The 23,581-nt window shown below is 47.5% G+C and carries 22 protein-coding genes, 3 pseudogenes and 1 other annotated feature; of the genes and pseudogenes, 9 read left to right on the forward strand and 16 right to left on the reverse strand.

What is annotated here, in order from left to right; genetic code table 11:
• Positions 1-52 precede the first annotated feature (52 nt).
• The 4 genes and pseudogenes from ABK447_RS19490 to ABK447_RS19505 all read right to left on the reverse strand — a co-directional run bounded on the left by ABK447_RS19490 (position 53) and on the right by ABK447_RS19505 (position 3,087).
• Positions 53-217 (reverse strand): tryptophan RNA-binding attenuator protein inhibitory protein, encoded by a 165-nt coding sequence (locus tag ABK447_RS19490; protein WP_007409016.1) that lies wholly within the window; start codon positions 215-217, stop codon positions 53-55.
• Positions 218-305: 88 nt separating this feature from the next.
• Positions 306-556, reverse strand: a binding site (T-box leader).
• Positions 557-604: 48 nt separating this feature from the next.
• Positions 605-839, reverse strand: a pseudogene (locus ABK447_RS19495) (hypothetical protein); the annotation flags it as partial.
• Between the two features lie 6 nt (positions 840-845).
• Positions 846-1,793, reverse strand: coding sequence for a DNA-binding domain-containing protein (locus ABK447_RS19500; protein WP_094031464.1), 948 nt, complete (start codon positions 1,791-1,793; stop codon positions 846-848).
• A gap of 1 nt (position 1,794) precedes the next feature.
• Complete coding sequence (locus ABK447_RS19505) at positions 1,795-3,087, reverse strand: sensor histidine kinase (RefSeq protein WP_100001200.1); 1,293 nt, start codon at positions 3,085-3,087, stop codon at positions 1,795-1,797.
• A gap of 243 nt (positions 3,088-3,330) precedes the next feature.
• Here ABK447_RS19505 and ABK447_RS19510 point away from each other — a divergent pair, with 243 nt between their 5' ends.
• The 4 genes from ABK447_RS19510 (at position 3,331) to ABK447_RS19525 (ending at position 8,355) form a co-directional block, all read left to right on the forward strand.
• Positions 3,331-4,314 carry a glutaminase gene (locus tag ABK447_RS19510; protein WP_007409011.1) on the forward strand — a complete coding sequence of 328 codons (984 nt, stop codon included), beginning with the start codon at positions 3,331-3,333 and terminating at the stop codon, positions 4,312-4,314.
• Between the two features lie 24 nt (positions 4,315-4,338).
• On the forward strand, positions 4,339-5,775 hold the full coding sequence (locus ABK447_RS19515) for a sodium:alanine symporter family protein (RefSeq protein WP_011996258.1): 1,437 nt from the start codon (positions 4,339-4,341) through the stop codon (positions 5,773-5,775).
• 115 nt (positions 5,776-5,890) lie between these two features.
• The gene (gene mmuM, locus ABK447_RS19520) at positions 5,891-6,838 is read left to right on the forward strand and encodes a homocysteine S-methyltransferase (protein ID WP_094031462.1); all 948 of its coding nucleotides are present in this window, start codon (positions 5,891-5,893) and stop codon (positions 6,836-6,838) included.
• Positions 6,839-6,951: 113 nt separating this feature from the next.
• Positions 6,952-8,355, forward strand: a complete 1,404-nt coding sequence (locus ABK447_RS19525; RefSeq protein WP_179946980.1) for an amino acid permease — start codon at positions 6,952-6,954, stop codon at positions 8,353-8,355.
• Between the two features lie 40 nt (positions 8,356-8,395).
• Here ABK447_RS19525 and ABK447_RS19530 read toward each other — a convergent pair whose 3' ends face one another.
• On the reverse strand, positions 8,396-9,463 hold the full coding sequence (locus ABK447_RS19530) for a branched-chain amino acid aminotransferase (protein ID WP_094031461.1): 1,068 nt from the start codon (positions 9,461-9,463) through the stop codon (positions 8,396-8,398).
• Between the two features lie 369 nt (positions 9,464-9,832).
• On the opposite strand from ABK447_RS19530, the gene gltP reads away from it, so the two are divergent.
• Positions 9,833-11,083: a glutamate-aspartate/proton symporter GltP gene (gene gltP, locus ABK447_RS19535; protein WP_007409006.1), complete on the forward strand. Its 1,251-nt coding sequence runs from the start codon at positions 9,833-9,835 to the stop codon at positions 11,081-11,083.
• A 36-nt stretch (positions 11,084-11,119) separates the two neighbouring features.
• Here the strand turns inward: gltP and ABK447_RS19540 are convergent, their stop codons facing one another.
• The 9 genes from ABK447_RS19540 to ABK447_RS19580 form a co-directional block, all read right to left on the reverse strand.
• Positions 11,120-12,088, reverse strand: a complete 969-nt coding sequence (locus ABK447_RS19540; protein WP_007409005.1) for a rhodanese-related sulfurtransferase — start codon at positions 12,086-12,088, stop codon at positions 11,120-11,122.
• Positions 12,089-12,192: 104 nt separating this feature from the next.
• Entirely contained in the window at positions 12,193-12,468 is a 276-nt protein-coding gene (locus ABK447_RS19545) for a hypothetical protein (RefSeq protein WP_007409004.1), read from the reverse strand.
• Between the two features lie 42 nt (positions 12,469-12,510).
• Positions 12,511-13,326, reverse strand: coding sequence for a phosphatidylserine decarboxylase (locus tag ABK447_RS19550; RefSeq protein WP_094031460.1), 816 nt, complete (start codon positions 13,324-13,326; stop codon positions 12,511-12,513).
• Positions 13,319-13,807 carry a DedA family protein gene (locus tag ABK447_RS19555; RefSeq protein ID WP_003156711.1) on the reverse strand — a complete coding sequence of 163 codons (489 nt, stop codon included), beginning with the start codon at positions 13,805-13,807 and terminating at the stop codon, positions 13,319-13,321. Before ABK447_RS19555 ends, ABK447_RS19550 begins: the two co-directional genes overlap by 8 nt.
• Positions 13,798-14,331, reverse strand: a complete 534-nt coding sequence (gene pssA, locus ABK447_RS19560; protein ID WP_007409002.1) for a CDP-diacylglycerol--serine O-phosphatidyltransferase — start codon at positions 14,329-14,331, stop codon at positions 13,798-13,800. Before pssA ends, ABK447_RS19555 begins: the two co-directional genes overlap by 10 nt.
• 476 nt (positions 14,332-14,807) lie before the next feature.
• Positions 14,808-15,962, reverse strand: coding sequence for a phosphoribosylglycinamide formyltransferase 2 (purT, locus tag ABK447_RS19565; RefSeq protein WP_094031459.1), 1,155 nt, complete (start codon positions 15,960-15,962; stop codon positions 14,808-14,810).
• A gap of 81 nt (positions 15,963-16,043) precedes the next feature.
• On the reverse strand, positions 16,044-17,114 hold the full coding sequence (locus ABK447_RS19570; RefSeq protein WP_061581726.1) for an iron-containing alcohol dehydrogenase family protein: 1,071 nt from the start codon (positions 17,112-17,114) through the stop codon (positions 16,044-16,046).
• A 71-nt stretch (positions 17,115-17,185) separates the two neighbouring features.
• Positions 17,186-17,656, reverse strand: a complete 471-nt coding sequence (locus ABK447_RS19575; protein ID WP_003156718.1) for a helix-turn-helix transcriptional regulator — start codon at positions 17,654-17,656, stop codon at positions 17,186-17,188.
• Between the two features lie 264 nt (positions 17,657-17,920).
• Complete coding sequence (locus ABK447_RS19580; RefSeq protein WP_025284165.1) at positions 17,921-18,364, reverse strand: hypothetical protein; 444 nt, start codon at positions 18,362-18,364, stop codon at positions 17,921-17,923.
• A 607-nt stretch (positions 18,365-18,971) separates the two neighbouring features.
• On the opposite strand from ABK447_RS19580, the pseudogene ABK447_RS20965 reads away from it, so the two are divergent.
• Positions 18,972-19,076, forward strand: a pseudogene (locus ABK447_RS20965) (peptidoglycan-binding protein); the annotation flags it as partial.
• Between the two features lie 286 nt (positions 19,077-19,362).
• Here ABK447_RS20965 and ABK447_RS20970 read toward each other — a convergent pair.
• Positions 19,363-19,491 (reverse strand): hypothetical protein, encoded by a 129-nt coding sequence (locus ABK447_RS20970; protein WP_373431979.1) that lies wholly within the window; start codon positions 19,489-19,491, stop codon positions 19,363-19,365.
• Between ABK447_RS20970 and ABK447_RS19585 the strand changes: the two are divergent.
• The 3 genes and pseudogenes from ABK447_RS19585 to hpaB all read left to right on the forward strand — a co-directional run.
• Positions 19,458-20,912 (forward strand): annotated as a pseudogene (locus ABK447_RS19585) (glycoside hydrolase domain-containing protein); the annotation flags it as partial. The gene ABK447_RS20970 and the pseudogene ABK447_RS19585 sit on opposite strands and share 34 nt — an antisense overlap.
• A 72-nt stretch (positions 20,913-20,984) precedes the next feature.
• Positions 20,985-21,410, forward strand: coding sequence for a hypothetical protein (locus ABK447_RS19590; protein ID WP_072588752.1), 426 nt, complete (start codon positions 20,985-20,987; stop codon positions 21,408-21,410).
• Positions 21,411-21,557: 147 nt separating this feature from the next.
• Entirely contained in the window at positions 21,558-23,003 is a 1,446-nt protein-coding gene (gene hpaB, locus ABK447_RS19595) for a 4-hydroxyphenylacetate 3-monooxygenase, oxygenase component (RefSeq protein WP_025284162.1), read from the forward strand.
• Positions 23,004-23,058: 55 nt separating this feature from the next.
• Here the strand turns inward: hpaB and ABK447_RS19600 are convergent, their stop codons facing one another.
• Positions 23,059-23,301 carry a DUF2651 family protein gene (locus tag ABK447_RS19600; RefSeq protein WP_007408994.1) on the reverse strand — a complete coding sequence of 81 codons (243 nt, stop codon included), beginning with the start codon at positions 23,299-23,301 and terminating at the stop codon, positions 23,059-23,061.
• Positions 23,302-23,581: the final 280 nt, after the last annotated feature.

Below are 23,581 nucleotides of genomic sequence, written 5' to 3' on the forward strand. Positions count from 1 at the left end.
CGAGATTTTCTCGACAGCATGAAGGCCGGATAACGGCCTTTTTCGTTTGATTTCACTGATCAATATGCTTTCTGATAAAATGCAGCAGCGTGTTTCCTTGAGCGGTCAATATGACGCCCTTCGCGCCGCACTTCGGACAGGGCGTCCCTTCCTTCTCCTCGCCGGTTCCTTCACAATGCGGACACGTGAGCTCAAGATCGTCGGTTGCGATCACCATGAATATCCCTCCTTTTTTGATTGTTTGTCCGTCTCCAGTCACTTTCCATGGCCATCACCTCCTTAACAATACAAAAAAACCCCGTCCATCAAAGGACGAGGTTTTCGCGGTGCCACCTTTATTAACGGCTGATAAGCCATTCTCTCAAAAAGTACAGAAACACACGGTTTCAATACTCCTTTCTTGATAACGGGGAAAAAATCCCGGCACCGCCTACTGTCATTTCAGCGCAGCAATTCAGAAGCCCATTCGGCACCGGACGGGGATCGGTTCACAGCGGCCACCGACTCTCTGAACCCCGCGCGCTGATGCGTACTTACTCTTCCTCAGCATTGTTCATCCGTTCTTTTATTTTAAAATGTATCATACGCTGTCATCCGGCGGAAGTCAATAACCTTTCGGATCGGTCAGGCCGAGCATGTCCCGCGCCATTTGCATATGCTCCTCTTGCCCCGTCTGAAGCGCAAACTTCGCCGTTTCCACAGGGTAAGCGGCCTGCCATTCTGTCACATGCTGATTTTCGTTTACAAAAATATGCGGAGGGTGCAAGCCATGGATCAGCGCGGAAAAAATCAAGCCAGTACGAGCTGTCATTTATCCACGTTTGCCATCTTTTCCAAAGCCCAGCTTACCGGCTGCCTCCGCTGACAAATTTTGATCCTTCGCGTAAATCTTTCGCCTCCAAAAAGAAGACGTGAATGAATTTTTTCATATTCACTTTAACCGGAGAAAGCGGCACGGTTTCCTTAGCCTGCATTTCTTTCATTCTCTTGCTGACAGCGGGGAAATCAAAGAATTTCGAGGCGTAATATTCAAATTTGGGGTTTGAAAAATCAGTTGTGCCCAATGAAGCGAAATGGTTTAACGAATGAATGACGGCCCTTCTGATCCGCTGTTCCGAGGCTTTGATTTCCCTGTTAACCTCGGCTTGTGCCGCCGCAGGCCCCAGCTTCCGGATGGCGACGTTTGTAAACATCTGCTTTAAAGACGGGATGTTTCTTTCCGCCTGTTCATCCTCAAATAAATAGTGAAGGACGGCCATGAGGTCATGCGCCCCGCTTTCTCCCACGATGCCTAATTCCGATAAAAGAAATTTTCCTGTTTCTTTGATTGATTTCTCGCGCATACCCCCCGGCCCGCTTTTTTTCGGCTCATTCCGCTGAATAAGACGGCTTAACGAGTGTTGGATGTCGCCGATCGAGGTTTCCAGTTCAATCCGCTCTTTTACTTTTCGCAAAACGGTGACGATCTCGATTTTGTTGATCGGTTTGTGGATAAAGTATTCGATGCCGAGAGAATAAGCTTCTCCCACCATTTCCTTTGCCTCCACCTGCGATATCATCACCGCTTTTCCGTTGTACGACCGCTGAAGATGCCGGATCGTCTCAATCCCGTCCCGCCCCGGCATCAGCAGATCAATTAATAAAATATCGACTTGTTTAAAATGGAGATAATGCCCTTCAATCTGGCTTCCGTCCTCTGCCTCACCGACGACTTCGCCTAAATCCTCGTCCTCGATCATCTGTTTTAAAATGGAACGGATCGCCCGGTCATCATCAGCTATAAAAAAACGCATATTATGAGTTCATCCTTTCTGCAATCAAATGCTTCATCGGCAGTTTAATCGTAAATATGACGCCTTTTGGCTTGTTATGAAAGGAAATGTCTCCGTCAAGTTCAGTTACGATTTCCTTCACGTAAGTAAGCCCGATGCCCGTTGAAGGTGTGCCGAATTCATCGTATTTGGATGTAAACCCGGGATCATAAACGACCTCTCCGATTTTTTCCGGAATGCCGGGACCGTCATCTTCCGCCTGAAATTCAGCCTTTTCTCCTTCCGCCCTGCGCAGCGCGAGGCGGATCTCACCCCTGTCACCCATGGCTTCGACGGCATTGGCGGTCAGGTTATTTAAGATCGACAGGACGGTAAAGACGTGATAATCGGGATGCTCTCCTTCAATCACGCTCCGGAATTGAATGTCCTTGCCTAAAGATTCGGCGTATTTTTCATTGATTCGGATGACGATGCCGACCAGAGCGGCGGCATTCATGTAATCCCGGAATCTCTCATTGGAAATCAGCTTCGACAAACCGGCGAATATTCGCTGATTGTCTTTTTTCACTTCATGAATTTCTCCCGCAAGGCGCAGCATTCGGCTACCGAGCTCCCGGTCGTTCCCGCTCATTTCCCGATATAGCTGATAGGATTCTTTCGTCACATGCTCCGTCGTTTTCAGCGTTTTTTTCAAATGAATCGTTTCTTCATATAAGTTAGACACAATCATCAGCATGTGCTCATGCTGCTTTCTCGTTTGTTTTTCCCTGACCTGAGATTCGTGCAGCTTCATCACGTTGAAAAAACTCAGCACAATAAATGTGTGAGAAACAGCGATAACCGCAATATCCGCCAGCTTGTCCGGCATCATAATCTGCCGGCCGCCGGAAAACTGAACCGTCATTTCAACGGCATCGGACGCAATTTCAATGAGAAAACCGAGAAACCCGATCATCAGCGGCCGATCCCAAAAAAGCCTGACCTTCAGCACATAAAACAAGCAGGCATATGTAAAGTAAAAAAAGAAACTGGGATATTGGCTGAAAAAAGCCTCCGTAAAGCCGGCATGCTCTCCTCCCCAGCACTCCAGGCCGATCCGGAATGCCACAACGGCTGCACCTGTCAACAGCCCTGACAATACTGCCGGCACATGCCGAAGCAGCAGCAGAAAAAAGAAAAAAGCCGGGGCGCCGAAGCTGATCCGATATACCTCATTCAGGGGGTAAAATTTCAGTTCCCCCGCCAGCGGCACGGTGATCAGCATAAGGGCGAAAAGATAGCCGTCTTTTTTCAGTAAATAGTCGAGCCTGATCATAATCACTTCCTTCTTCTGTCTATTTTGAACAAGACCGATACAGTCCGCAAATTTCTTTAGACCCGAATGGCGGGACGCTCCGGCTGATTTATAAATCTATCGGCTTATTTTAAGAATGATTTTGTCGTATTTTGTATGATTCTGTAGATGTCATTATACATTAACATGGAACACGCTATTTTTGAAAACGTTTTCCAAGACCGGTTTCCGCTTCGGACAGGCTTGCAATAGAGGAGGAATGTTATGAAAGATATGGTCAGAGAGCGCCTTGAAAAAGAGGAACTGGCTTCACTTTTACAAGATTGGGTCGAGCATTACCGACCGTTTTCCGTCAATGGAAAAAGCGCAAATTATATACCCGCCCTCGGAGAAATCAACGACTCTCAGCTGGGCATTTGCATATTAGAGCCGGATGGCTCAATGATTCATGCCGGTGAATGGAATGTCCCGTTCACATTGCAGAGCATCTCAAAAGTCATCAGCTTTATTGCCGCCTGCATGAACAGAGGCATTTCTTACGTGCTGGATCGTGTGGACGTGGAACCGACGGGTGATGCGTTTAATTCTATCATCCGGCTTGAAATCCATAAACCCGGGAAGCCCTTCAACCCGATGATCAATGCCGGCGCCATTACCGTCGCCTCGCTGCTTCCGGGTGAAACGGCGCATGATAAATTAGAATATCTCTTTTCCGTTTTTGAAAAATTAATAGGAAAACGCCCACACATTCACGAGGAGGTCTTCCGTTCTGAATGGCAGACCGCGCATCGGAACCGAGCGCTCGCCTACTATTTAAAAGAAACGAACTTTCTCGAGGCGGATGTGGAAGAAACGCTTGAAGTGTATTTAAAGCAGTGCGCCATGGAGGGTACAACCGAGGACATCGCTTTAATCGGATTGATACTTGCGCATGACGGCTACCATCCGATCCGACGGGAACAGGTCATTCCGAAAGATGTCGCAAAACTCGCCAAAGCCCTGATGCTGACGTGCGGAATGTACAATGCGTCAGGCAAATATGCGGCTTTCGTCGGCGTCCCGGCCAAAAGCGGGGTATCCGGCGGCATTATGGCATTGGTTCCCCCAAGCGCCAGAAGAGAACAGCCTTTTCATAACGGCTGCGGCATCGGCATTTACGGTCCGGCCATTGATGAATACGGCAACAGCCTGACCGGCGGCATGCTGCTGAAACATATCGCACAGGAGTGGGAGCTCAGTATTTTTTAATCAAACGAACCAAGAGGTGATTGGATGCAGGAATTCCTTGAAAATGTAATCGGCTCGGCAAATGATTTTTTATGGTCAAAACTGTTAATCGTACTGCTTCTTTCTCTGGGACTGTTTTTTACGTTCAGATCAAAGGGTCTGCAAGTCCGCATGCTGAAGGAAATGATCCGGGTTTTGAAGGAAGGCGCGGCCGCCCGGACAAAAAACAGCATTTCCCCGTTTCAGGCATTTTGCATCAGTATGGCGGCGCGTGTCGGAACCGGGAATATTACCGGAATCGCCATTGCGATCGCACTCGGCGGTCCGGGCGCTATTTTCTGGATGTGGATTATCGCAGTCATCGGTTCGGCTTCAAGCTTTGTTGAAAGCACGCTGGCCCAAATTTATAAAGTAAAAGATCAAAACGGATTCCGCGGGGGCCCGGCCTATTACATGGAAAAGGGCCTGAAGAAACGCTGGATGGGCGCGCTGTTCGCCGTATTAATCACACTGTCATTCGGGGTTGTTTTTAATTCCGTTCAATCCAATACAATCAGCGTCGCCTTTCAAAACGCATTCGGCACCAGCCGGCTTACATTGGGCATTATTTTAATCGTGGTTTTCGGCGGCGTAATCTTCGGCGGCGTCAAACGAATTGCGAAAATGGCGGAATACATCGTGGTCGTCTTGGCCGTTTTATATATCGGTGTCGCTTTCTTTGTCATTCTGACGAACATCACCCAATTGCCCGGCGTTCTGTCGCTAATCGTAAAAAATGCGTTCGGCATTGATCAGGCAGCGGGCGGCGCTTTAGGTGCGGCCTTGATGCAAGGTGTAAGACGCGGGATTTTCTCAAATGAAGCGGGTATGGGAAGCGCTCCGAACGCGGCGGCGACAGCTACAACGAGCCACCCGGTGAAACAGGGGCTCATTCAGGCATTCGGCGTCCTGACGGATACGCTCGTCATTTGTACAAGCACGGCGCTTATCATTTTATTTTCAGACGCGTATCACCAGCCGGGACTGAGCGGCATCGCGCTTTCTCAGGCCGCCTTGAGCGATCATGTCGGCGCATGGGCGTCAGGTTTCCTTGCCGTCTTAATGCTTTTGTTCGGCTTCAGCGCTCTGATGGGCAACTATTATTACGGAGAAACCAATATCGGATTTTTAAGCCAGAACAAAAAATGGCTGTTCATTTACCGCATCTGCGTGCTCGGAATGGTACTGTTCGGCTGTATTTCCAAAGTCCAGCTTGTGTGGGATATGGCTGACTTGTTCATGGGCTTAATGGTGGTCGTGAACTTAATCGCGATTTTCCTTCTGTCGAAAAAAGCGTTTGCCGCTTTGAGCGATTATGCCCGGCAAAAGAAAGCCGGAAAGGACCCCGTCTTTTACAGAGATGTGCTCCCTGATGATGACGGGATCGACTGCTGGGAGTATTCAGACATCGCGAAAAGTGCGAAAGGCAAACACATTTCCTAAACAAAAGGTGTTCGGGCAGCGTCCTGAACACCTTTTTTCTGCCGGTTCATTGACAAAGAGAATAGCATCCATTACCCTTTTTATATATTTTCAGTAAAGTCAGAAAGGAAGGCCTATGAATCCCATTACACAAATATTAAATGAATACCCGGTTATGATCATAGACGGCGCGATGGCAACCGAGCTTGAGCGGATGGGCTGTGATTTACATGACGATCTGTGGTCGGCCAAAATTCTTTTGGAGAGGCCAGAACTGATCAAACAGGTGCATGCAGAATATTTTGCCGCCGGCGCTGATTGCGCGATCACCGCCAGTTATCAATCGACAATTGAAGGATTTGCAGCGCGCGGCATCCCGGAAACCGATGCGATACGTCTCATTCAGACATCTGTTGAACTTGCCGCACAAGCACGCGATGAATTTTGGGCGCATGAAGAAAACCGTTTACACCGGCCCAAACCTTTGGTCGCCGCTTCTATCGGACCTTACGGCGCGAGCCTCGCTGACGGCTCAGAATATCGCGGGCATTACGGACTGACGGAGGATGAGCTGATCAGCTTTCACCGCCCCCGGATGAAAGCCCTTATAGAATCCGGCGCCGATCTTTTGGCCTGTGAGACCATTCCGTGTCTGTCAGAAGCAAAAGCGATCACAAGGCTGCTGGAGGAATTCCCCGGCACTTATGCATGGATGAGCTTCAGCGCCAAAGACGGACGGCATATCAGCGAAGGCACGCCTATTTCCGAATGTGCGGCCCTGCTTGACTCCTGCAGCCAAATCGCAGCGATCGGCATCAACTGCACACCGATTGAACATATTCCGCCGCTGATAGAAGAAATCAAACGGGCAACGTCCAAACCGATTATCGCCTATCCGAACTCCGGCGAACAATATGACCCAGTGACAAAAACCTGGAAAGGCGCAGCGTGCGAAAACCATTTCGGAAAAAGCGCGCAAAGCTGGTACGAAAACGGCGTGAGCCTGATCGGCGGCTGCTGCCGGACGAAACCTGCGGACATTCAGGCCATTGCCGATTGGGCCAAGACCTTAAAAACAACTTGACTAATCGGAATAGTTTGTATATTCTATTCAAAAAGCCGGTTCGCCGGAATCTCGTGCCGTTCGCCGGCATGAGATTTTTTATTAGGACGGCCCTCGCAGAAAGTTGGAAAACAATGAACAACAAGAACGAGACGAATTTTCAGAGAAGTATGAAAAGCAGACACCTCTTTATGCTATCACTTGGAGGTGTGATCGGAACGGGGCTGTTTTTAAGCTCTGGGTATACCATTCATCAGGCGGGTCCGGCGGGCACCATTTTCGCTTACCTTTTGGGCGCGGGCATCGTCTATCTTGTCATGCTTTGCCTTGGTGAACTGTCAGTGGCCATGCCGGTGACGGGCGCATTCCACACCTATGCGAAAACCTATATCGGGCCGGCGACGGGCTTTACGGTCGCATGGCTGTACTGGCTGACGTGGGCGGTGGCGCTGGGCTCTGAATTCACGGCGGCCGGGCTTTTCATGCAGCGTTGGTTCCCGCATACTTCAGTTTGGATGTGGAGTGCGGTATTCGCTCTTTTCATCTTTTTATTAAACGCCTTCTCCGTGAAATTTTTTGCTGAATCGGAGTTTTGGTTCTCAAGCATTAAAGTCTTAGCCATCTTACTGTTTATTTTATTGGGCGGAGCGGCGATGTTCGGCATCGTCCCGATGAAAAGCGGTGAGGCCGCACCTATGCTGTCGAACTTTACGGATGGCGGCAGCCTTTTTCCAAATGGCTTTTTCCCGATACTGATGACGATGCTTTCAGTAAACTTTGCTTTTTCAGGGACGGAATTGATCGGAATCGCCGCAGGGGAAAGCGCCGATCCGGAAAAAACCGTTCCGCGCGCCATTAAGACCACAGTCTGGCGGCTGGCGCTTTTCTTTATCGGAACGATTTTTGTGCTGTCAGGGATGGTCTCCATCAAGGAAGCCGGTGTGATTGAAAGCCCGTTCGTCACGGTATTTGACAGAGTCGGCGTGCCTTATGCGGCCGATCTGATGAATTTCGTCATTTTAACGGCGCTTCTGTCTGCGGCCAATTCAGGGCTGTACGCGTCATCACGTATGCTGTGGTCCCTGTCTAAAGAAGGGGAGCTTCATCCCGCCTTTGCCAGGCTGACCTCTAGAGGCATTCCTTTTAACGCTCTGATCTTCAGTATGATCGGCGGCATTCTGTCGTTGTTGTCAAGCGTATTTGCAGCGGATACAGTCTATCTTGTTCTCGTCTCCGTCTCAGGATTTGCGGTAGTGGCTGTGTGGATGAGCATCGCCGCATCGCAATTTTTGTTCCGAAGACGGTTTCTTACAGAAGGGCACCAGCTTTCAGACTTGAAATACAGGACGCCGGGATATCCGGCCGTACCGATAGCGGCCTTTCTCCTGTGCCTCGCCTCCTGTATCGGCATCGCTTTTGATCCGAACCAGGCCATCGCCCTTTATTGCGGAATTGCATTTATGGCCGTTTGCTACACCGCTTATTACTTGAAAAACCGGAAAAGCAGAGCCCGCGTGCAAGCCGTAAAATCCCAATAACCAAAAAAAGAACCCTGCAGCGCAAGGGTTCTTTTTTCATTTATACTTCAACCACCCATCTGAACGAATCCCGCACCTTCCCGACTTGGATGCCGGCAATCGTTTCATAGAGCCTTTCTGACACTTCACCGATCAAACCGTTATTCAGTTCAATCGTTTCTCCGTGAATGTGCAGCGCGCCGACCGGCGAGATGACGGCCGCGGTTCCCGTACCGAATACCTCTGACACCTCGCCTCTCATCGCAGCCTCATAGATGTCATCAATGGCGACCTGTTCTTCCCTGACGCGGATGCCCCAGCTTTTTAACAGCTCTATCACAGATGCGCGTGTGATGCCCCCGAGAATGCTTCCGTTTAACGCCGGCGTTACGGCCTCTCCGTTTATGATGAAAAAGATATTCATACTCCCTACCTCTTCGGCATATTTCTTTTCCACCCCATCGAGCCAAAGCACCTGATCATACCCCAGTTCTTCGGCTTTCCGCTGAGCCTGTAAGCTGGCCGCATAATTTCCGGACGTTTTGACGTCGCCCACTCCGCCGGTGACGGCACGCACATACTCATCCTCCACATAAATACGGATCGGTTTCAGCTGATCGCCGTAGTACGAACCGACAGGCGTCAGAACTACCATGAACTTGTAACGCTTTGACGGCCGGACGCCTAAAGAAGGCTCAGTCGCAATTACAAACGGACGGATATATAAAGAGGTTCCTTTTTCTATCGGTATCCATTCCTGCTCCAGCTCCACCAATTGTATCAATGCCTCCAGCGCCAGCTTCTCGTCAAGAGGCGGCATGCTCATCCGCCGTAACGATTTATTCAGCCGTTTTATATTTTGGTCAGGACGGAACATCAATACCCGGCCGTCTTCTGACCTGTAAGCCTTCAGCCCTTCAAATACGGCCTGCCCGTAATGGAAAACCGATGCGGAAGGATCCAGATGGATCAGTTCATAAGGGGTGATTCTCGGATCATGCCACCCTCTCTCCTCTTCGTAATCCATGACAAACATGTAATCTGTGAAGTACTTGCCAAACCCCAATGAAGCGGAGTCCGGTTTTTCTTTTCTTGCTGTGACCTTACGTCTTTCAATCAGTTGATTCAACAAAAGCACACCTTTCTTGTAATTGTTAAAATTTTCAGTCTTTTATAAGCTGCCTGTTTTCTCTGCCTGAATCGTGTATGCACAGATATATGAGGATGCAGTTGACCGTATCATATCAAATATACCACTTATAAGAGGATAATTATCAAAATTTTTTATATTTTCAAGCGAAAATCTAACTTTATTTTATTCTGCTTCATTTTTTTCAATGAGGACTTTCTGTCATATTAAATGATTACGCTTACATAATGTAAAGCAATCCTTTCTTTCGCACAGTCAATCATGTGACAAATTTATGGCGGATAGGAAGGTGGTTGCCGACTGCTTCACGAATTACGTAAGAAATGCGCAAGTAAAAGGGGGATTCGCTTGAAAAAATTTATCGCATTCCAGATTTTGATCGCTTTAGCCATCGGAGCATTGATCGGCCACTTCTTCCCGGATTTCGGGATGGCGCTGCGGCCCGTCGGAGACGGATTTATCCGCCTGATTAAAATGATTGTCGTGCCGATTGTGTTTTCGACCATTGTTATCGGAGCCGCCGGCAGCGGCAGTATGAAAAAGATGGGCAGTCTCGGCATCAAAACGATTATTTGGTTTGAAGTGATTACGACGCTTGTTCTGGCGCTCGGTCTGTTATTGGCGAACGTGCTGAAGCCGGGAGTCGGACTTAACCTCTCTCATCTTGCTAAAAAAGATATTCACGAGCTTTCCGGCTATACGGAAAAAGTAGTCGACCTGAAACAAATGCTTCTTGATATTATCCCCGTTAACATCATTGACGTCATGGCGAAAAACGATCTTCTCGCCGTCATTTTTTTCGCGATTTTATTCGGTGTTGCCGCAGCCGGCATCGGCAAAGCCTCCGCACCTGTCATGAGTTTCTTCGAATCCACGGCAAATATTATGTTCAAGCTGACGCAAATGGTAATGGTCACCGCTCCGATCGGCGTTCTCGCCCTTATGGCCGCCTCTGTCGGGCAATTCGGAATCGCGCTTTTGCTTCCGATGCTGAAGCTGATCGGCACTGTGTTCCTCGGGCTGTTCCTGATACTCTTCGTTCTGTTTCCGATCGTGGGGCTTATCTTTAAAATCAAATACTTTGAAGTGCTGAAAATGATTTGGGATCTGTTTTTGATCGCTTTCTCCACGACAAGCACAGAAACCATTCTGCCTCAGCTGATGGATCGGATGGAGAAATACGGCTGTCCGAAGCGGGTCGTCTCCTTTGTGGTTCCGTCAGGTTTATCGCTGAACTGTGACGGCTCAAGCCTCTATTTATCGGTGTCCTGTATTTTTCTGGCGCAGGCGTTTCATGTGGAAATGCCGCTTTCTCAGCAGCTTCTGATGATGCTTGTGCTCGTCATGACAAGCAAAGGCATTGCCGCCGTCCCGTCAGGCTCACTCGTCGTGCTTCTGGCGACAGCGAATGCCGTCGGTCTCCCCGCGGAAGGCGTCGCCATCATTGCCGGTGTCGACCGCGTCATGGACATGGCGAGAACCGGCGTTAACGTGCCCGGCCATGCGGTCGCCTGCATTGTCGTGTCCAAGTGGGAAAAAGCATTCAAATATAAAGGACCCGTCACGGCAGACCAGACCGCCCGGACAGAAAGTATGTAAACACAAAAAAGACCACCTTATTGGTGGTCTTTTCTATTAATCAATCGCCGCATGATCCTCTTGTTCAATCAAAGCAAGGCGTTCATTGATTTCTTCCTGAGTCATTTCGTGCTCTTTCACATACATGTTACGTTCGTTCGTACGGCATTCGTGACTGCAGCTGCGCATGTATTTGTATTCATTCTCAGGTGTGCAGATCATTTTTTTATTACATGCCGGATTTGCGCAGTTCACATAACGCTCGCACGGCTCGCCCGTGAAATAATCTTTTCCGATGATAACGTGCTCTACACGGTTGACCGGTACGCTGATTCTTTCGTCAAACACGTAGCACTGTCCGTCCCACAGTTGCCCTTTCACTTCAGGATCTTTACCGTAAGTGACGATACCGCCGTCAAGCTGGGACACGTCTTCAAAGCCCTTCTTCAGCAGCCAGCCGGAAAATTTTTCACAGCGTACGCCGCCTGTGCAGTACGTGAGGATTTTTTTGCCTTCAAGCATGTCTTTATGCTCTTCAATCCAGTCCGGCAGCTCACGGAACGCCTCAATATCAGGTCTGACCGCTCCGCGGAAATGACCGAGGTCATACTCATAGTCGTTTCTGGCGTCGATCACGATCGTGTCAGGATCCTGCATTTGCTCATAAAAGTCTTTCGGTTTCAAATGCTTGCCCGTCGTGACATTCGGATCAACATCATCTTCGAGACGAAGCGTCACCAATTCTTTTTTATGGCGCACAAACATTTTGCGGAATGCATGTCCGTCAGCCTCGTCAATTTTGATCGGCATGTCGGCAAAGCGCGGATCAGCTTTCAGCGCATTCATGTATTGTTCCGTCTGTTCAACCGTTCCGGACACCGTACCGTTAATGCCTTCCTCAGAAATCAAAATACGGCCTAACAGACCGAGCTCCTTACAAAACTTCAAATGCTGAGCCGTGAACTCTTCAGGCTCATCAATCTTTACATATTTATAATAAAGTAAAACTCTATATTGTTTTTCCATGATTTATACACCCTGTTCAATTATATTAATGATCGCACACTCTACTATATCATACAGGAAAACGGGCGAAAGATGAACATTTCCGTCCGGACTCTTTCTTCCAGTCACGCTTCGCCTTTTAAAACCTGCTGAAAATAAAACCGATACGTATTGCGCAAAAAGGTCTCAAGCGAAAGGCCGGCCGCGGTCTGATACTTGCCGATAATAAACGGAAAACGGTCACGGCCTTTTGCCCGCAAAAGATCGGCGCTGTCTTCAGCCAGTTCTGAGATGAGTGCCTCAACGACAGGCCGGCATGCGTCCCGCACGGCTTCAAGAATTTGCTGATCCCCTGTATGCTGGTACTGCTCTATCAGCTTTGCCAAATCCTTTTCTTCCATAATGTTCACTTCCTTACACCATATAAAAAAGAGGAGCAGCTTTTATAAAGCGGACGCCTCCTCCTGTGACTCCGCATAACCGATGATCTGGCCGACCTGTAATTCACGGCCTTCAGTCAGGTTATCCGAAGGGGTAAACATATCTTTCTCGAATACTAAAATAACGGTCGATCCAAATGAAAAATAGCCCAGCTCTTCCCCCGTCTCAAGCCTGTTTCCGGTGTTTGTCTGAACGATCGAGTTAATATTCATCGCACCTACCGGAATCATGAGCATCTGCTGGTCAGCATGGGTCAGCTCGTACACATAACGGTAATTTTTTGAGAGCACGTCTTTCCCGTACTTTAACCCCATCGTATTAACGGGATAGGAGCGTTTCCCCAGCTCGGCCAGCTTCTGATACGTGCAGCTGACGGGAGAATGGAAGCGGTGGTAATGTCTCGGGCTCAGATAAAGCACGGCAAAACACCCGCCGTTATACTTGTGATCGGCGCTTTTAAACCCCGTCAGTTCGGCGAACGAATAATCCTTCCCTTTTACCATGAAAGTTTGATTGGGTTTAATCATGCCAACCGTCTGAACGACACCGTCCACCGGGCTGACGATGGCGTTCTTCTCTTTTGCCACGGGGCGGAGATTCAAATTAATATCACGAATGAAAAATGACGCCAGTGAATCAAAGTCAGAAGCCGTACGTTCCGTTTCATTCCAGTTGATGCGATAGTGTTTGGAAAACAGCGGAATCATCGGCTTGCTCAGTTTCGATTCACAGAAGTTTTTAATGAGATAAGACGTCAATCGATTATTAGTCAGTTCAATCAATGAACGGTAAAGAACTTTAGCGGCAGTATTAAACATTGATTACTCCTATGAATTTTCCTATAGTAATAAAAATAAAACACCATAAAAACGCTCCGATGGCGGCGAAGCATAAGTAGGTTTTGAATTCCATTCTGCCGATTCCGGAAAAGTAGCAGGTCACGTGTCTGATGCCGGGGATGAAATAACCTAAAATAATGGTGTACGGCCCGTACTTCTTCATCCACCTGTCTACTTTCTCCATCCTCTTTTCCTTCAGGCCGACCCATTTCCCGAACTTATTAATAAACGGCCGGCCGGCTTTTCTGCCGATGAAGTAGCTGATAATCATCCCAAGGAGCGCTCCGATAAAGCTGATCAGAATGGAGAGCCCGTAATTCAGCACGTTTAAATGAGCGAAGTAGCCCACAAGCGTCATCATGACTTCATCCGGAATAGGCAATCCGATAATACCGAGTGTCAGCATAAGAAAAATCGCGATATATCCGTAATCGGATATTAATTGCTGAACTAATTCCATCTTCTGCTCTCCAGGTTTTCAGGCGCCTGTTTTTTAAAGTGCGGAAATTTAATGTTGCTGACCATTAAATAACCGAGCGCGATCGTTCCCGCCCCCAGAAGAAATGCGTTATTGATAAAGCTCAAAATGACAAGACACATACCCGCAAACGGAATCGGCATCCCGATAAACGTCGGCAGCTTGCTTTGTTCAATATTAAATCTGGAAAGACGGATCATCCCGCAGATACTGTAGGAAAGCGCGATTAAAATTCCGATGAACGGAATCGTATATAGTGAAACACTGTAAGCGAGCATGGACGGCGCAACGCCGAACGTCACGAGATCAGCAAAAGAGTCAAGCTCCCTTCCCATCTCCGATACCGCGTTCAGCTTACGGGCGGCCAAACCATCAAAGAAATCAAGAAACATCCCGGTGAAAATAAAAATCACCGCAGAGTGTATATTATGATACAAAAGGGAATGAATCGATAAGAGCCCGCAAATAAAATTTCCAATTGTAATCATACTAGGTATATAATTCACAGTTTACACAAACCTCCAATTAAAACCATATCAAATCGGACTGCGTATGCATAAAGGCTCCATTTTACGGAAACATAAAATGAAATTCTTTCAATGCTATCATTCAAATTCTTTTATTATACAGCATTTGGTGTTATTTGAACAATCTAATCTGGTGATTTTTGTTTTTTCGCCGTTCATATTAAGGTAAGCAATCATGGATTCCTCTATTCCGGATTACCCTGCTTAAATATTCCATGCCGCGATCCGGATTGTCCGTTCTTGATGAATGAAAAGCCGTATGATGTATTGTTATTTCCTTCTCCGTGAAATGAGAACATTACATATAACGATTGCGGACATAAAAAGTTTCATGAATTAAAAAGCCGGCACAAAACGGCCTCATACATTATCTCACAACCCCGTTTTCCAGTATATAGTCTGCCAAACAAAAAAGGCGCCTTACCATTACGGTAAAAACGCCTTTTAAGATCATTTTATGTAATTGATAAATGACTGAGTGCTTCGGCCGCTCTTTCTCTGGCTTCTTCAACGGTCTCAGCTGCAGAAAGCGCAACCGCCATACGGCGTCCAACTTTCGTGACGGGTTTACCGAATACGCGGACCTGAGTGCTTTTTACCCCCAAAGCCTTCTCCAAACCTTCAACCGCGTAATCAGCAAGCTCTTTTGGCGCCTTCAGCGGACGGCTTGCCCCCGGCGACAGCTGAGTGATTTCCGGAATCGGGAATCCCAATACCGCGCGGACATGCAGCGCAAACTCTGACAAATTTTGCGTTACAAGCGTAACGAGCCCCGTATCATGCGGACGGGGAGACACCTCGCTGAAATATACTTTATCTTCAGTAAGGAAAAGCTCCACCCCGAACAAACCGTATCCGCCGAGCTCGTCCGTTATGCTTTTCGCAATATGTTTCGCCTCTTTGATCTGCTGTTCCGTCATATGATGAGGCTGCCATGATTCAATATAGTCACCGTCTTTTTGTTCATGTCCGATCGGCGCGCAAAAGGACGTACCGTTCGCCGCGCGCACTGTCAGAAGAGTGATTTCTGATTCAAACGGAATGAATTCCTCAACGATGACCCGGCCGTTTTTCACCCGGCCGCCTTCCATCGCCATGTCCCAGCAGCTTTTCAGCCCGGAAGCCGAGCGGCACACGCTTTGCCCTTTTCCGGAAGAGCTCATCAGCGGTTTTACCACGCACGGAAAGCCGATTGTTTCCGCCGCTTCTTTAAATTCTTCATATGTATTCGCGAATTCATAGCCGGCAGTCGGAAGATGAAGCGTCTCTGCCGCAAGCCGTCTGATGCCTTCACGGTCCATCGTCAGCTTTGCCGCACGCGCATTCGGAATGACGTGAAAACCTTCTTCCTCAAGCTTCAGCAGCTCATCCGTCGCAATGGCTTCCACTTCCGGCACGATCAAGTCCGGTTTTTCTTTCTCAATGACTTCTCTGATCTGCGCTTTATCAAGCATATCAATCACATAGCTTTTGTGCGCGGCCTGCATGGCGGGAGCATGCTCATAGCTGTCAACGGCTACAGTGACAACCCCGAGCCGCTGCGCTTCAATGACGACTTCTTTCCCCAGCTCGCCTGATCCTAATAACAACATCTTCTTCGCCTGATACATGTCCTTTGGCCCCTCCCTTTCTATACCCCACTCATTATAACGGAAATATTCAAAAAATAAAGACAAGATAGATAACAAGCTCTATCCTGTCTTTTGCGCTGATTCGAGCGATTCAATCGCAGCTGACACATCCTTCTCGCGATATTGCCCCATTAAGCATAACGATTCTTCCGCCCGGCAGGCGTGAGAAGCAATGCGGCGCTTGGCTTCCTCATGGTTGTCAAGGATGCCGAGATCACAGAGACTGACGGGGAAACCGAGCCGGCGGTAAAACGGAAGCAGCTCTTCAATCTCAGGTCTCCGATTCTCAAGCGCGAGCTGCACCAATATGCCGTAAGCAACCTTCTGGCCATGCAGCACCTGATGTGTCTCCTGAAGAAAACTGAGTCCGTTGTGGACCGCATGCGCCCCTGCCATCCTGCACAAACGGCCGCCATACCCGCCGACCGTTCCCGCAAGCATAATGATCGTTTCCGCCGTATGGATGAACGGCACGGACAGCTCGCCTTTCTCCATGCTTCCGACGGCCGCTTCACTGTAACGCAATAACAGATTACGGATATATTCCGCCTGTCTCAGCCCCGCCTGCGCCATCAGCGGCGCCGCCTCCTCCGTATTTCTGATGACCGCCTCGGCCTCATACCATTTCGCCAGCGTATCACCGATCCCGCTTTTCATATATTCAATGGGAGAGGAAAGCAAAAACAGCGGATCAACAAGCGTCAAATAGCTTGAACGCTTATGATAATCAACTCTGATAAAATTGCCGCTCTCATCATATATGACACTCAACGGCGTACTTGCCGCACACGTCCCCGCAATGGAAGGAACCATCACAGCTTCAATATCAAGCCGGTCTGCCGCCGCTTTTGCCAAATCCAATATCGTGCCGCCTCCGATACCGATGATCACATCCGCGTCTTCCGCCTGCTCACAGACCTTACGCACCGCCTCAGGTGAACAGTATCCTTTATGCTGAATCACATCCCAGGAAGAACCGCCGCTGTAATCGGAGAACGCCTGATAGGATTTGATTCCGGTCACAATAACGGGTTTTCTGAATGTCTCCAGCAGCCCCGGAAGTTCTTTTGCGATTCCTTCCTTGCATATGTACTGATTCGGGCCGCTTCGGACGATATCTTCAGGCTTCATTCGAATCTCTCCTTTGGCTGGAATTTATATATATTTTCCCACTTGTCAGAAAATACATCAACCGGAGGTGCTCAGCGCTTCGCTTCTTCCGCCTCCAAAAACAGCTCATCAAGCCGCTCCAAAGCCTCTGCCTTTTCAAAACTGCTGAACCACAGATCATCATAAGAATCAAGGATGCGGTAATGGTGGGAAATCAAATGCTGCTGCAAGCGGAACTCGCCTTTTTTCTCGATGGCTTTCCACCACACCTTGCCGCCCATCGTCTTCCCCTTCGGCCTGTCAATTGTGCGGTGAGCAACCGTTTCAATGACCTCCAGCGGATCATCTCCTAATACGGATTGCAGTGTTTCACTTGATCTGAAAAGCGCGCAAACCGCCACAACATGCGGCCATTCCGCAAGCGCCCGCCCTTTCTCAATCTGCACCAGCGACTTTTTAGAAAGGCCGATCACATCCGCCATTTTCTCCTGTGTGTAGCCTCTCTCCGACCGGATTTTCTTCAGCTGGACTGAGACAAGCTCAGTCATATAATCTTGATCCATCTCAACCTCCATATTTATCAATATAGCCATTTTACACCGCGGCACGCCTTTTTTATATCAGAACATTTTCAAACGAATCAAAAGAACCCGGGATTGGCTTATCATTGAAGCGATGTACCTTCCCGCATAATCCAGAATGATGCGGTGAAATACAAACGCACGTCCGAATAGACAGGTGCGGGCTCCCTGGCGGTTGAGCTCCGGACAAAATAAAAAGCTGCCGCAGCTGCAGCAGCTAAAACTTTATAGACCGGAAGATCAGCATTATGAAGCGAATACAATCCATCTTGCACTATAATTGACACGTTTTTTCGAACCCTGATTGACCAATTTAAATCTGTATGAATCCCCTTTTTTCAACGAAGGTGTTTCAAAATAAGTCGTTCCATTTTTCTTTGCATTGGCGGTTTTGATTGTTTTCCAGGCACCTTTGCCGTTGACTTGCTTTTGGACGTATATTTTATACGTGCCCTTCCCTTTACTGTTGGATTTAAAAGTCACGGCTCTCAAGGTGTACTTTTTTGTCGTTTTAGTGAATTTAGGGTGATATGTATTGATCACATAGTTAGTGAAATACCCGCTTTTATAAGTATGAAGCCAGTCTTTAGCCTCTGCTTTTTGCGGAGAAGAAAAACCCATAAAACCAATTCCGCTGATTAAAAGAGTAAAAATAATGATGAGCGACTTAAAAATCTTTTTGCTTTTCATCGAGAAAATCCTTCCTTCCTGTAACTATTTACCCTATTTATGTTAATGACAATATAGCCAATCATAAATCCGTCCAACTAACCATTTTGACTGCAGGAAGAGATGTGAACAGCCCTTAAAATGACTATATGACTACTACTTATGATTCTTGTCATTTTTGATTAAGTGATAAAGTTACTTTAAACCGCTATTCATTTTGTTGTTTTTGTATCAATTGTCATAGCGAGGTCTTTTCCTATCAATGCCTCTCTTTCGGCGTTTGTTCTGCTGCTGTGATGGGGCTCTCCTTGGATAAACCCCTGCACCCATGACAAACTGTCATACGTTTGCCACCTATGAATGAACGCACAATACACATAATGGAGGGATTGCAATGGACGAAATGGTCCTGGAAACACAACAATGGCTGAATGAGACGTACAAAGGCAGACACGGGTACAACAAAGTGCCGGAAAACGGAAAAACGGGCTGGGATACCATTTACGGTCTGACACGGGCGCTTCAAATTGAGCTTGGTATTTCAGAACCTGCCGATAACTTCGGACCGACGACACAAAGATTGTTTAAGCCGTTGAAAAAGCAGGCTCCCGATTCTAAGCCGACAAACATGAATTACATTCTGCAAGGGGCGCTGTGGTGTAAAGGTTTTAACCCCGGCGGATTTTCAGGCGTTTTCTATGAAAATACCGAAAGCGCTGTAAAAGAGTTTCAAAAAGCGGCCGGGCTCACTAAGCAAGACGGCATCGTCACGGCACTCATTATGAAAGCCTTGCTGGATATGAGCGCTTTTCGATTAGTAGCGGGAGGCGACAAAAGAATCCGCCAAATCCAGCAGAACCTGAACCGGGATTACAATGACTACATCGGCTTGATGCCTTGTGACGGCTTATATGCCCGCGATACAAACAAGGCTCTCATTTATGCCCTGCAAAAAGAAGAAGGCATGAGCACAAGCGTCGCCAATGGATTTTTCGGAAACGGGACGACCAGCTTATGCCCTACCTTGACTCCCGGCGATTCACGGACAGGCTTTGTTTTAATTGTTCAATACGCGCTTTACTGTAATGGGGAAGCGTTTGATCCCGGTGAATTCGACGGAAAATACGGCGTCGGCGTTGTATCGGCAGTGAAAGCTTTCCAAAAGTTTATGTGCCTGCCGCAGACCGGTTATGCGGACATGCCGACGATTAAGGCTTTATTATCAAGCTCAGGCGACACAACACGGGCTGCTTCAGCTTGTGACACCGCTGCCATTTTGACGGCAGATACGGCCAAAACTTTGCGTGAGAATGGCTATAAGATCGTGGGAAGATATCTGACCGGGAATGTGCGGACAAGCAGCGGACTGACATCGAAAGCGTTGACGTCAAAAGAACTTTCCACGATTTTCAATGCCGGCTTAAGCGTGTTTCCGATTTATCAGGACGGCGGCTATAAATCTTCTTATTTTGTAAAAGACCAAGGAACGAGAGATGCGTACAGCGCTGCATCAGCCGCCCGAAGATTAGGTTTTCCGTCAGGAACGACCATTTACTTTGCGGTCGATTTCGATGCGTATGATTATGAAGTCACGGATAAAATCATCCCTTACTTTCAAGAAATCAAGTCAGCTTTTATGAAAATGCAGGCGTTCTCAACTGCGCCGAAATATGAAATCGGGGTATACGGACCGAGAAACATTTGTATCCGGACGTCAGAAGCAGGTCTGACCAAATATAGCTTTACGGCTAACATGTCGACCGGATTCAGCGGCAACCTCGGATACCCGATGCCGAAAAACTGGGCTTTTGATCAATTTTATGAAGGAACGATCGGAAGCGGAGCGGGAAAAGTCGCCATTGACAAAGACGGATACTCCGGAAAAGACTCGGGTGTAAGCAGCGTCCATCCGCCTTCTGATCCTGTGTATGATGCAAGACTGCGCACACTGACGGATATTTTAACAACCATTCCTGCTTTAGAAAATATATCGAATCTTGCGAATGCCATGTTTGAATTCGACAAGACAGAAACCATTTATGCATCACCTGAAATGGATATTCTTTTATCTACTTCACTTTTGGCAACAGTGCCAAGCGAAGGTTCTCCCAACACAGTTACCATTACAAATGGCAAACCGGGAGCTTATATTACCGGTCTGATGGGGGATTCACAAGTCTCTTTTACAGCATCACAAATTGATTCCTATCAAAACCTGCTTAACAGTCTGAGCTTGTCAGTCCGCAACGGTTATTTAGAAGTGTATGTCAATCCGGCTGCGGGATCGCTGAATATTCAATTTAAAATTTATACACCTGATATTCCGGTCGGTGACAGTGCTACAACTGGACTAACAACTACCATTACATTTAAAATAAAACAAAAGAGCTTCAGGTTGCCGGATTCCGAAAAAGTGTACTCTCCGGATTGGGATTCTGTCGTGAATACCATGGCTATTGCAGGCGCAGGAATTATTGTTATTGTAGGGATCGGTGCTCTAGTCGTTTTAGCACCTGAATTAGGAGGAGCTGCAGCCTTGTTCAGCACGGTTTTATCACTATTTCTATAATTGAACAGGCAGCTCCTTGCTCCAGGAATGCTCAATGAGTATTCTTGGAGTTATTTCTAAAGGAGGATTCGCATGAAGATTGATATGCAGACATACAAGGAAACCGTTCAAAAAATAGAAACCGATTTGATTCCGCGAAGTCAAAATGACAAAGAACTGCTTACATACTTAATGAAACAAGATTCGCTCACACTGAATCAAATGAAAATGTGTTTCACTGAACCGCCCCTCACCTTCCAACATACTGTCAAAATCGTATGTACAGTCACATTCATCACGTTATATATCTTTTTTTTCAGCACTCATTTTAATGATTTAATTGAAATGGCTCTGCAGATGGTTTTCGGCCTGGCCGGCCTTGTTTGGGTTATTGCTGTATTTCCGTTTTCAAGAAAAATCCAAGTGTCTGACCGTTTCAGACAAAAATCTGAAAACACCCGTATCACCGGAATGATAGACTTTGTCCTCGAACAACGATACAAAGACATGATCAGTTAAAAACCCCTCTGCTTAAGGGGTTTTTTTATTATGCAATCCCTTCACCCCCCTTCAAAAAGGCTCTTCCCCTTTGGAAATAACCGGAACACCCAATTTCGTTTTCAATATAATGAGGTAGTGGATCTGCAAAGAAAGAAGGGCGACATGATGGGTATCATTAATGGAAAAATGTTCATTGACCGATTAAATCAGCTTGGAAATGAGATTTGGCTTGATGGTGAAAAGATCGAGGGACAGATTTCTGAACATCCCGCATTTAAGGGCCTTCTGGAAACGAAGCGCTCTCTTTATGATTTGCAAACGAAACCGGACATGAAAGATCAAATGACTTACAGTCTTCCCGGTAAAAAAGAACGGGCCGGGCTTTCATACCTGCAGCCGAAAACGAAAGAAGACGTAAAAAGAAGAAGAAACATGTTCGAACATTGGGCCAGACACACGCACGGAATGATGGGACGAAGCCCGGATTATATGAATACCGTGCTGATGAGCTTCGCCTCCTCTGCCGCGCTTTTGAAAGACCGCGATCATTGTTTTCCGGAACATGTTCAAGCGCTGTACGAACGCGCTGCTGCACAGGATCTTTCTTTTACGCACACGTTTATCACCCCTCAGGTGAATCGTTCACAAATGGGTGTAAACGTATCGCCGACACCTATCTCGGCAAAAGTCGTCGATAAAAATGAAAAAGGCCTCATCATACACGGCGCCCGGATTTTAGCCACACAAGGCGGCCTGACGGATGAAGTGCTCGTGGTTTCTCTGCCTAAAATGTATTTTGAATCGGATGAAGCGTTCGCTTTTTCAATCCCTTCCAATACAAAGGGAGTAAAATTCATCTGCAGGGAATCTTTCGTACTCGGAAAATCATCGTTTGATTATCCGCTCAGCTCAAGATATGAAGAAATGGATTCTATCGTTGTATTTGATCACGTTTTGGTCCCTTGGGAACGCGTATTTTTTTATAATAATTACGAGGCGGCTTTTGATTTTAATATGAAAAGCTCTTTTAACGCCTTCGCATTTCATCAAGTCATCACGAGACAAATTGTAAAGACGGAGTTTCTCCTGGGCCTCGCCCAAACGCTTGTCGAAGCGATAGATGTGGGCGAATATCAGCATATTCAGGCTAAGATGGCTGAAATCATCACCGGTCTGGAAACGATGAAAGCCCTTTTGGAAAAGTCGGAGAATGATGCGGAAACAGATGAATGGGGTTATATGCGTCCGAGTGTCACTCCGCTTCGTGTGGTCAGCGCGATTTTTCCCGACATCTACCCGCGCTTCACGGAAATCATTCAGCTGATCGGGGCAAGCGGAATGGTGACTTTGCCGACTGAAAAAGCGTTCCGTTCTGACATCAGAGGAGACCTTGACCAATATTTGCAGGCGGCCGAATTGAACGCTGAGGACCGGGTAAAAGTGTTCCGCCTCGCATGGGATTTGACCATGAGCCCCTTCGGAACAAGACAGACACAATATGAGCGGTACTTCTTCGGTGACCCCGTCCGCTTAACCAGCCATCTGTACAGAAGCTATCCGAAAGAAGAACAGACCGCGGTCATCAAGGAATTCCTGCACATTCATAAATAAAACAAAGCAGAGAGCGCATCTCTGCTTATGATAGCTGGATCGGCTGCCGCCGATCCTATTTTTTATTTTGGCTGATCACCACCATCGTAATATGCGATAACGCGAAAGAGACAAGCGTATACACGACGGCCCACCCGATAAACGAGAAATTCAATACGGTAAAGGTGCATATAAGGCAAACGGCCAAAGCGGCAGCCGGCATAATGAACGCGTTTTTAAACAGGTACGTTCCGGCGACTGACAAGATGATGATACAAAGCGGCAGAACACCGAACGCAAAATCCAATTCATCAATCAACAGATGCACTCCCTTCGCTTTTCTTAGTCCGGCCTAACACATCTTATGCCTGAGTACAAAATCGAGTACTTCAAATCTTTCGCGCTCCGGCTGATTTTCCCTCCGGTTATTTATTCAAAAAAATGAAAACTTTCCTTAAAGCGTTTACATTCACGTCAGACTATGATAATTTAAGAAAGCGCTATCATACACAAGTTAATGATTTTTGGATGGAGATGAGGAGAACCAGGAAACCCCGCCCTTTCACAAGGGTGATTTCTGGTTCTTTTTGTCATTTTCA

The organism is Bacillus sp. hwrm1, assembly GCF_040207805.1.
In the GTDB taxonomy this organism is placed as follows: Bacteria; Bacillota; Bacilli; order Bacillales; family Bacillaceae; genus Bacillus; species Bacillus velezensis.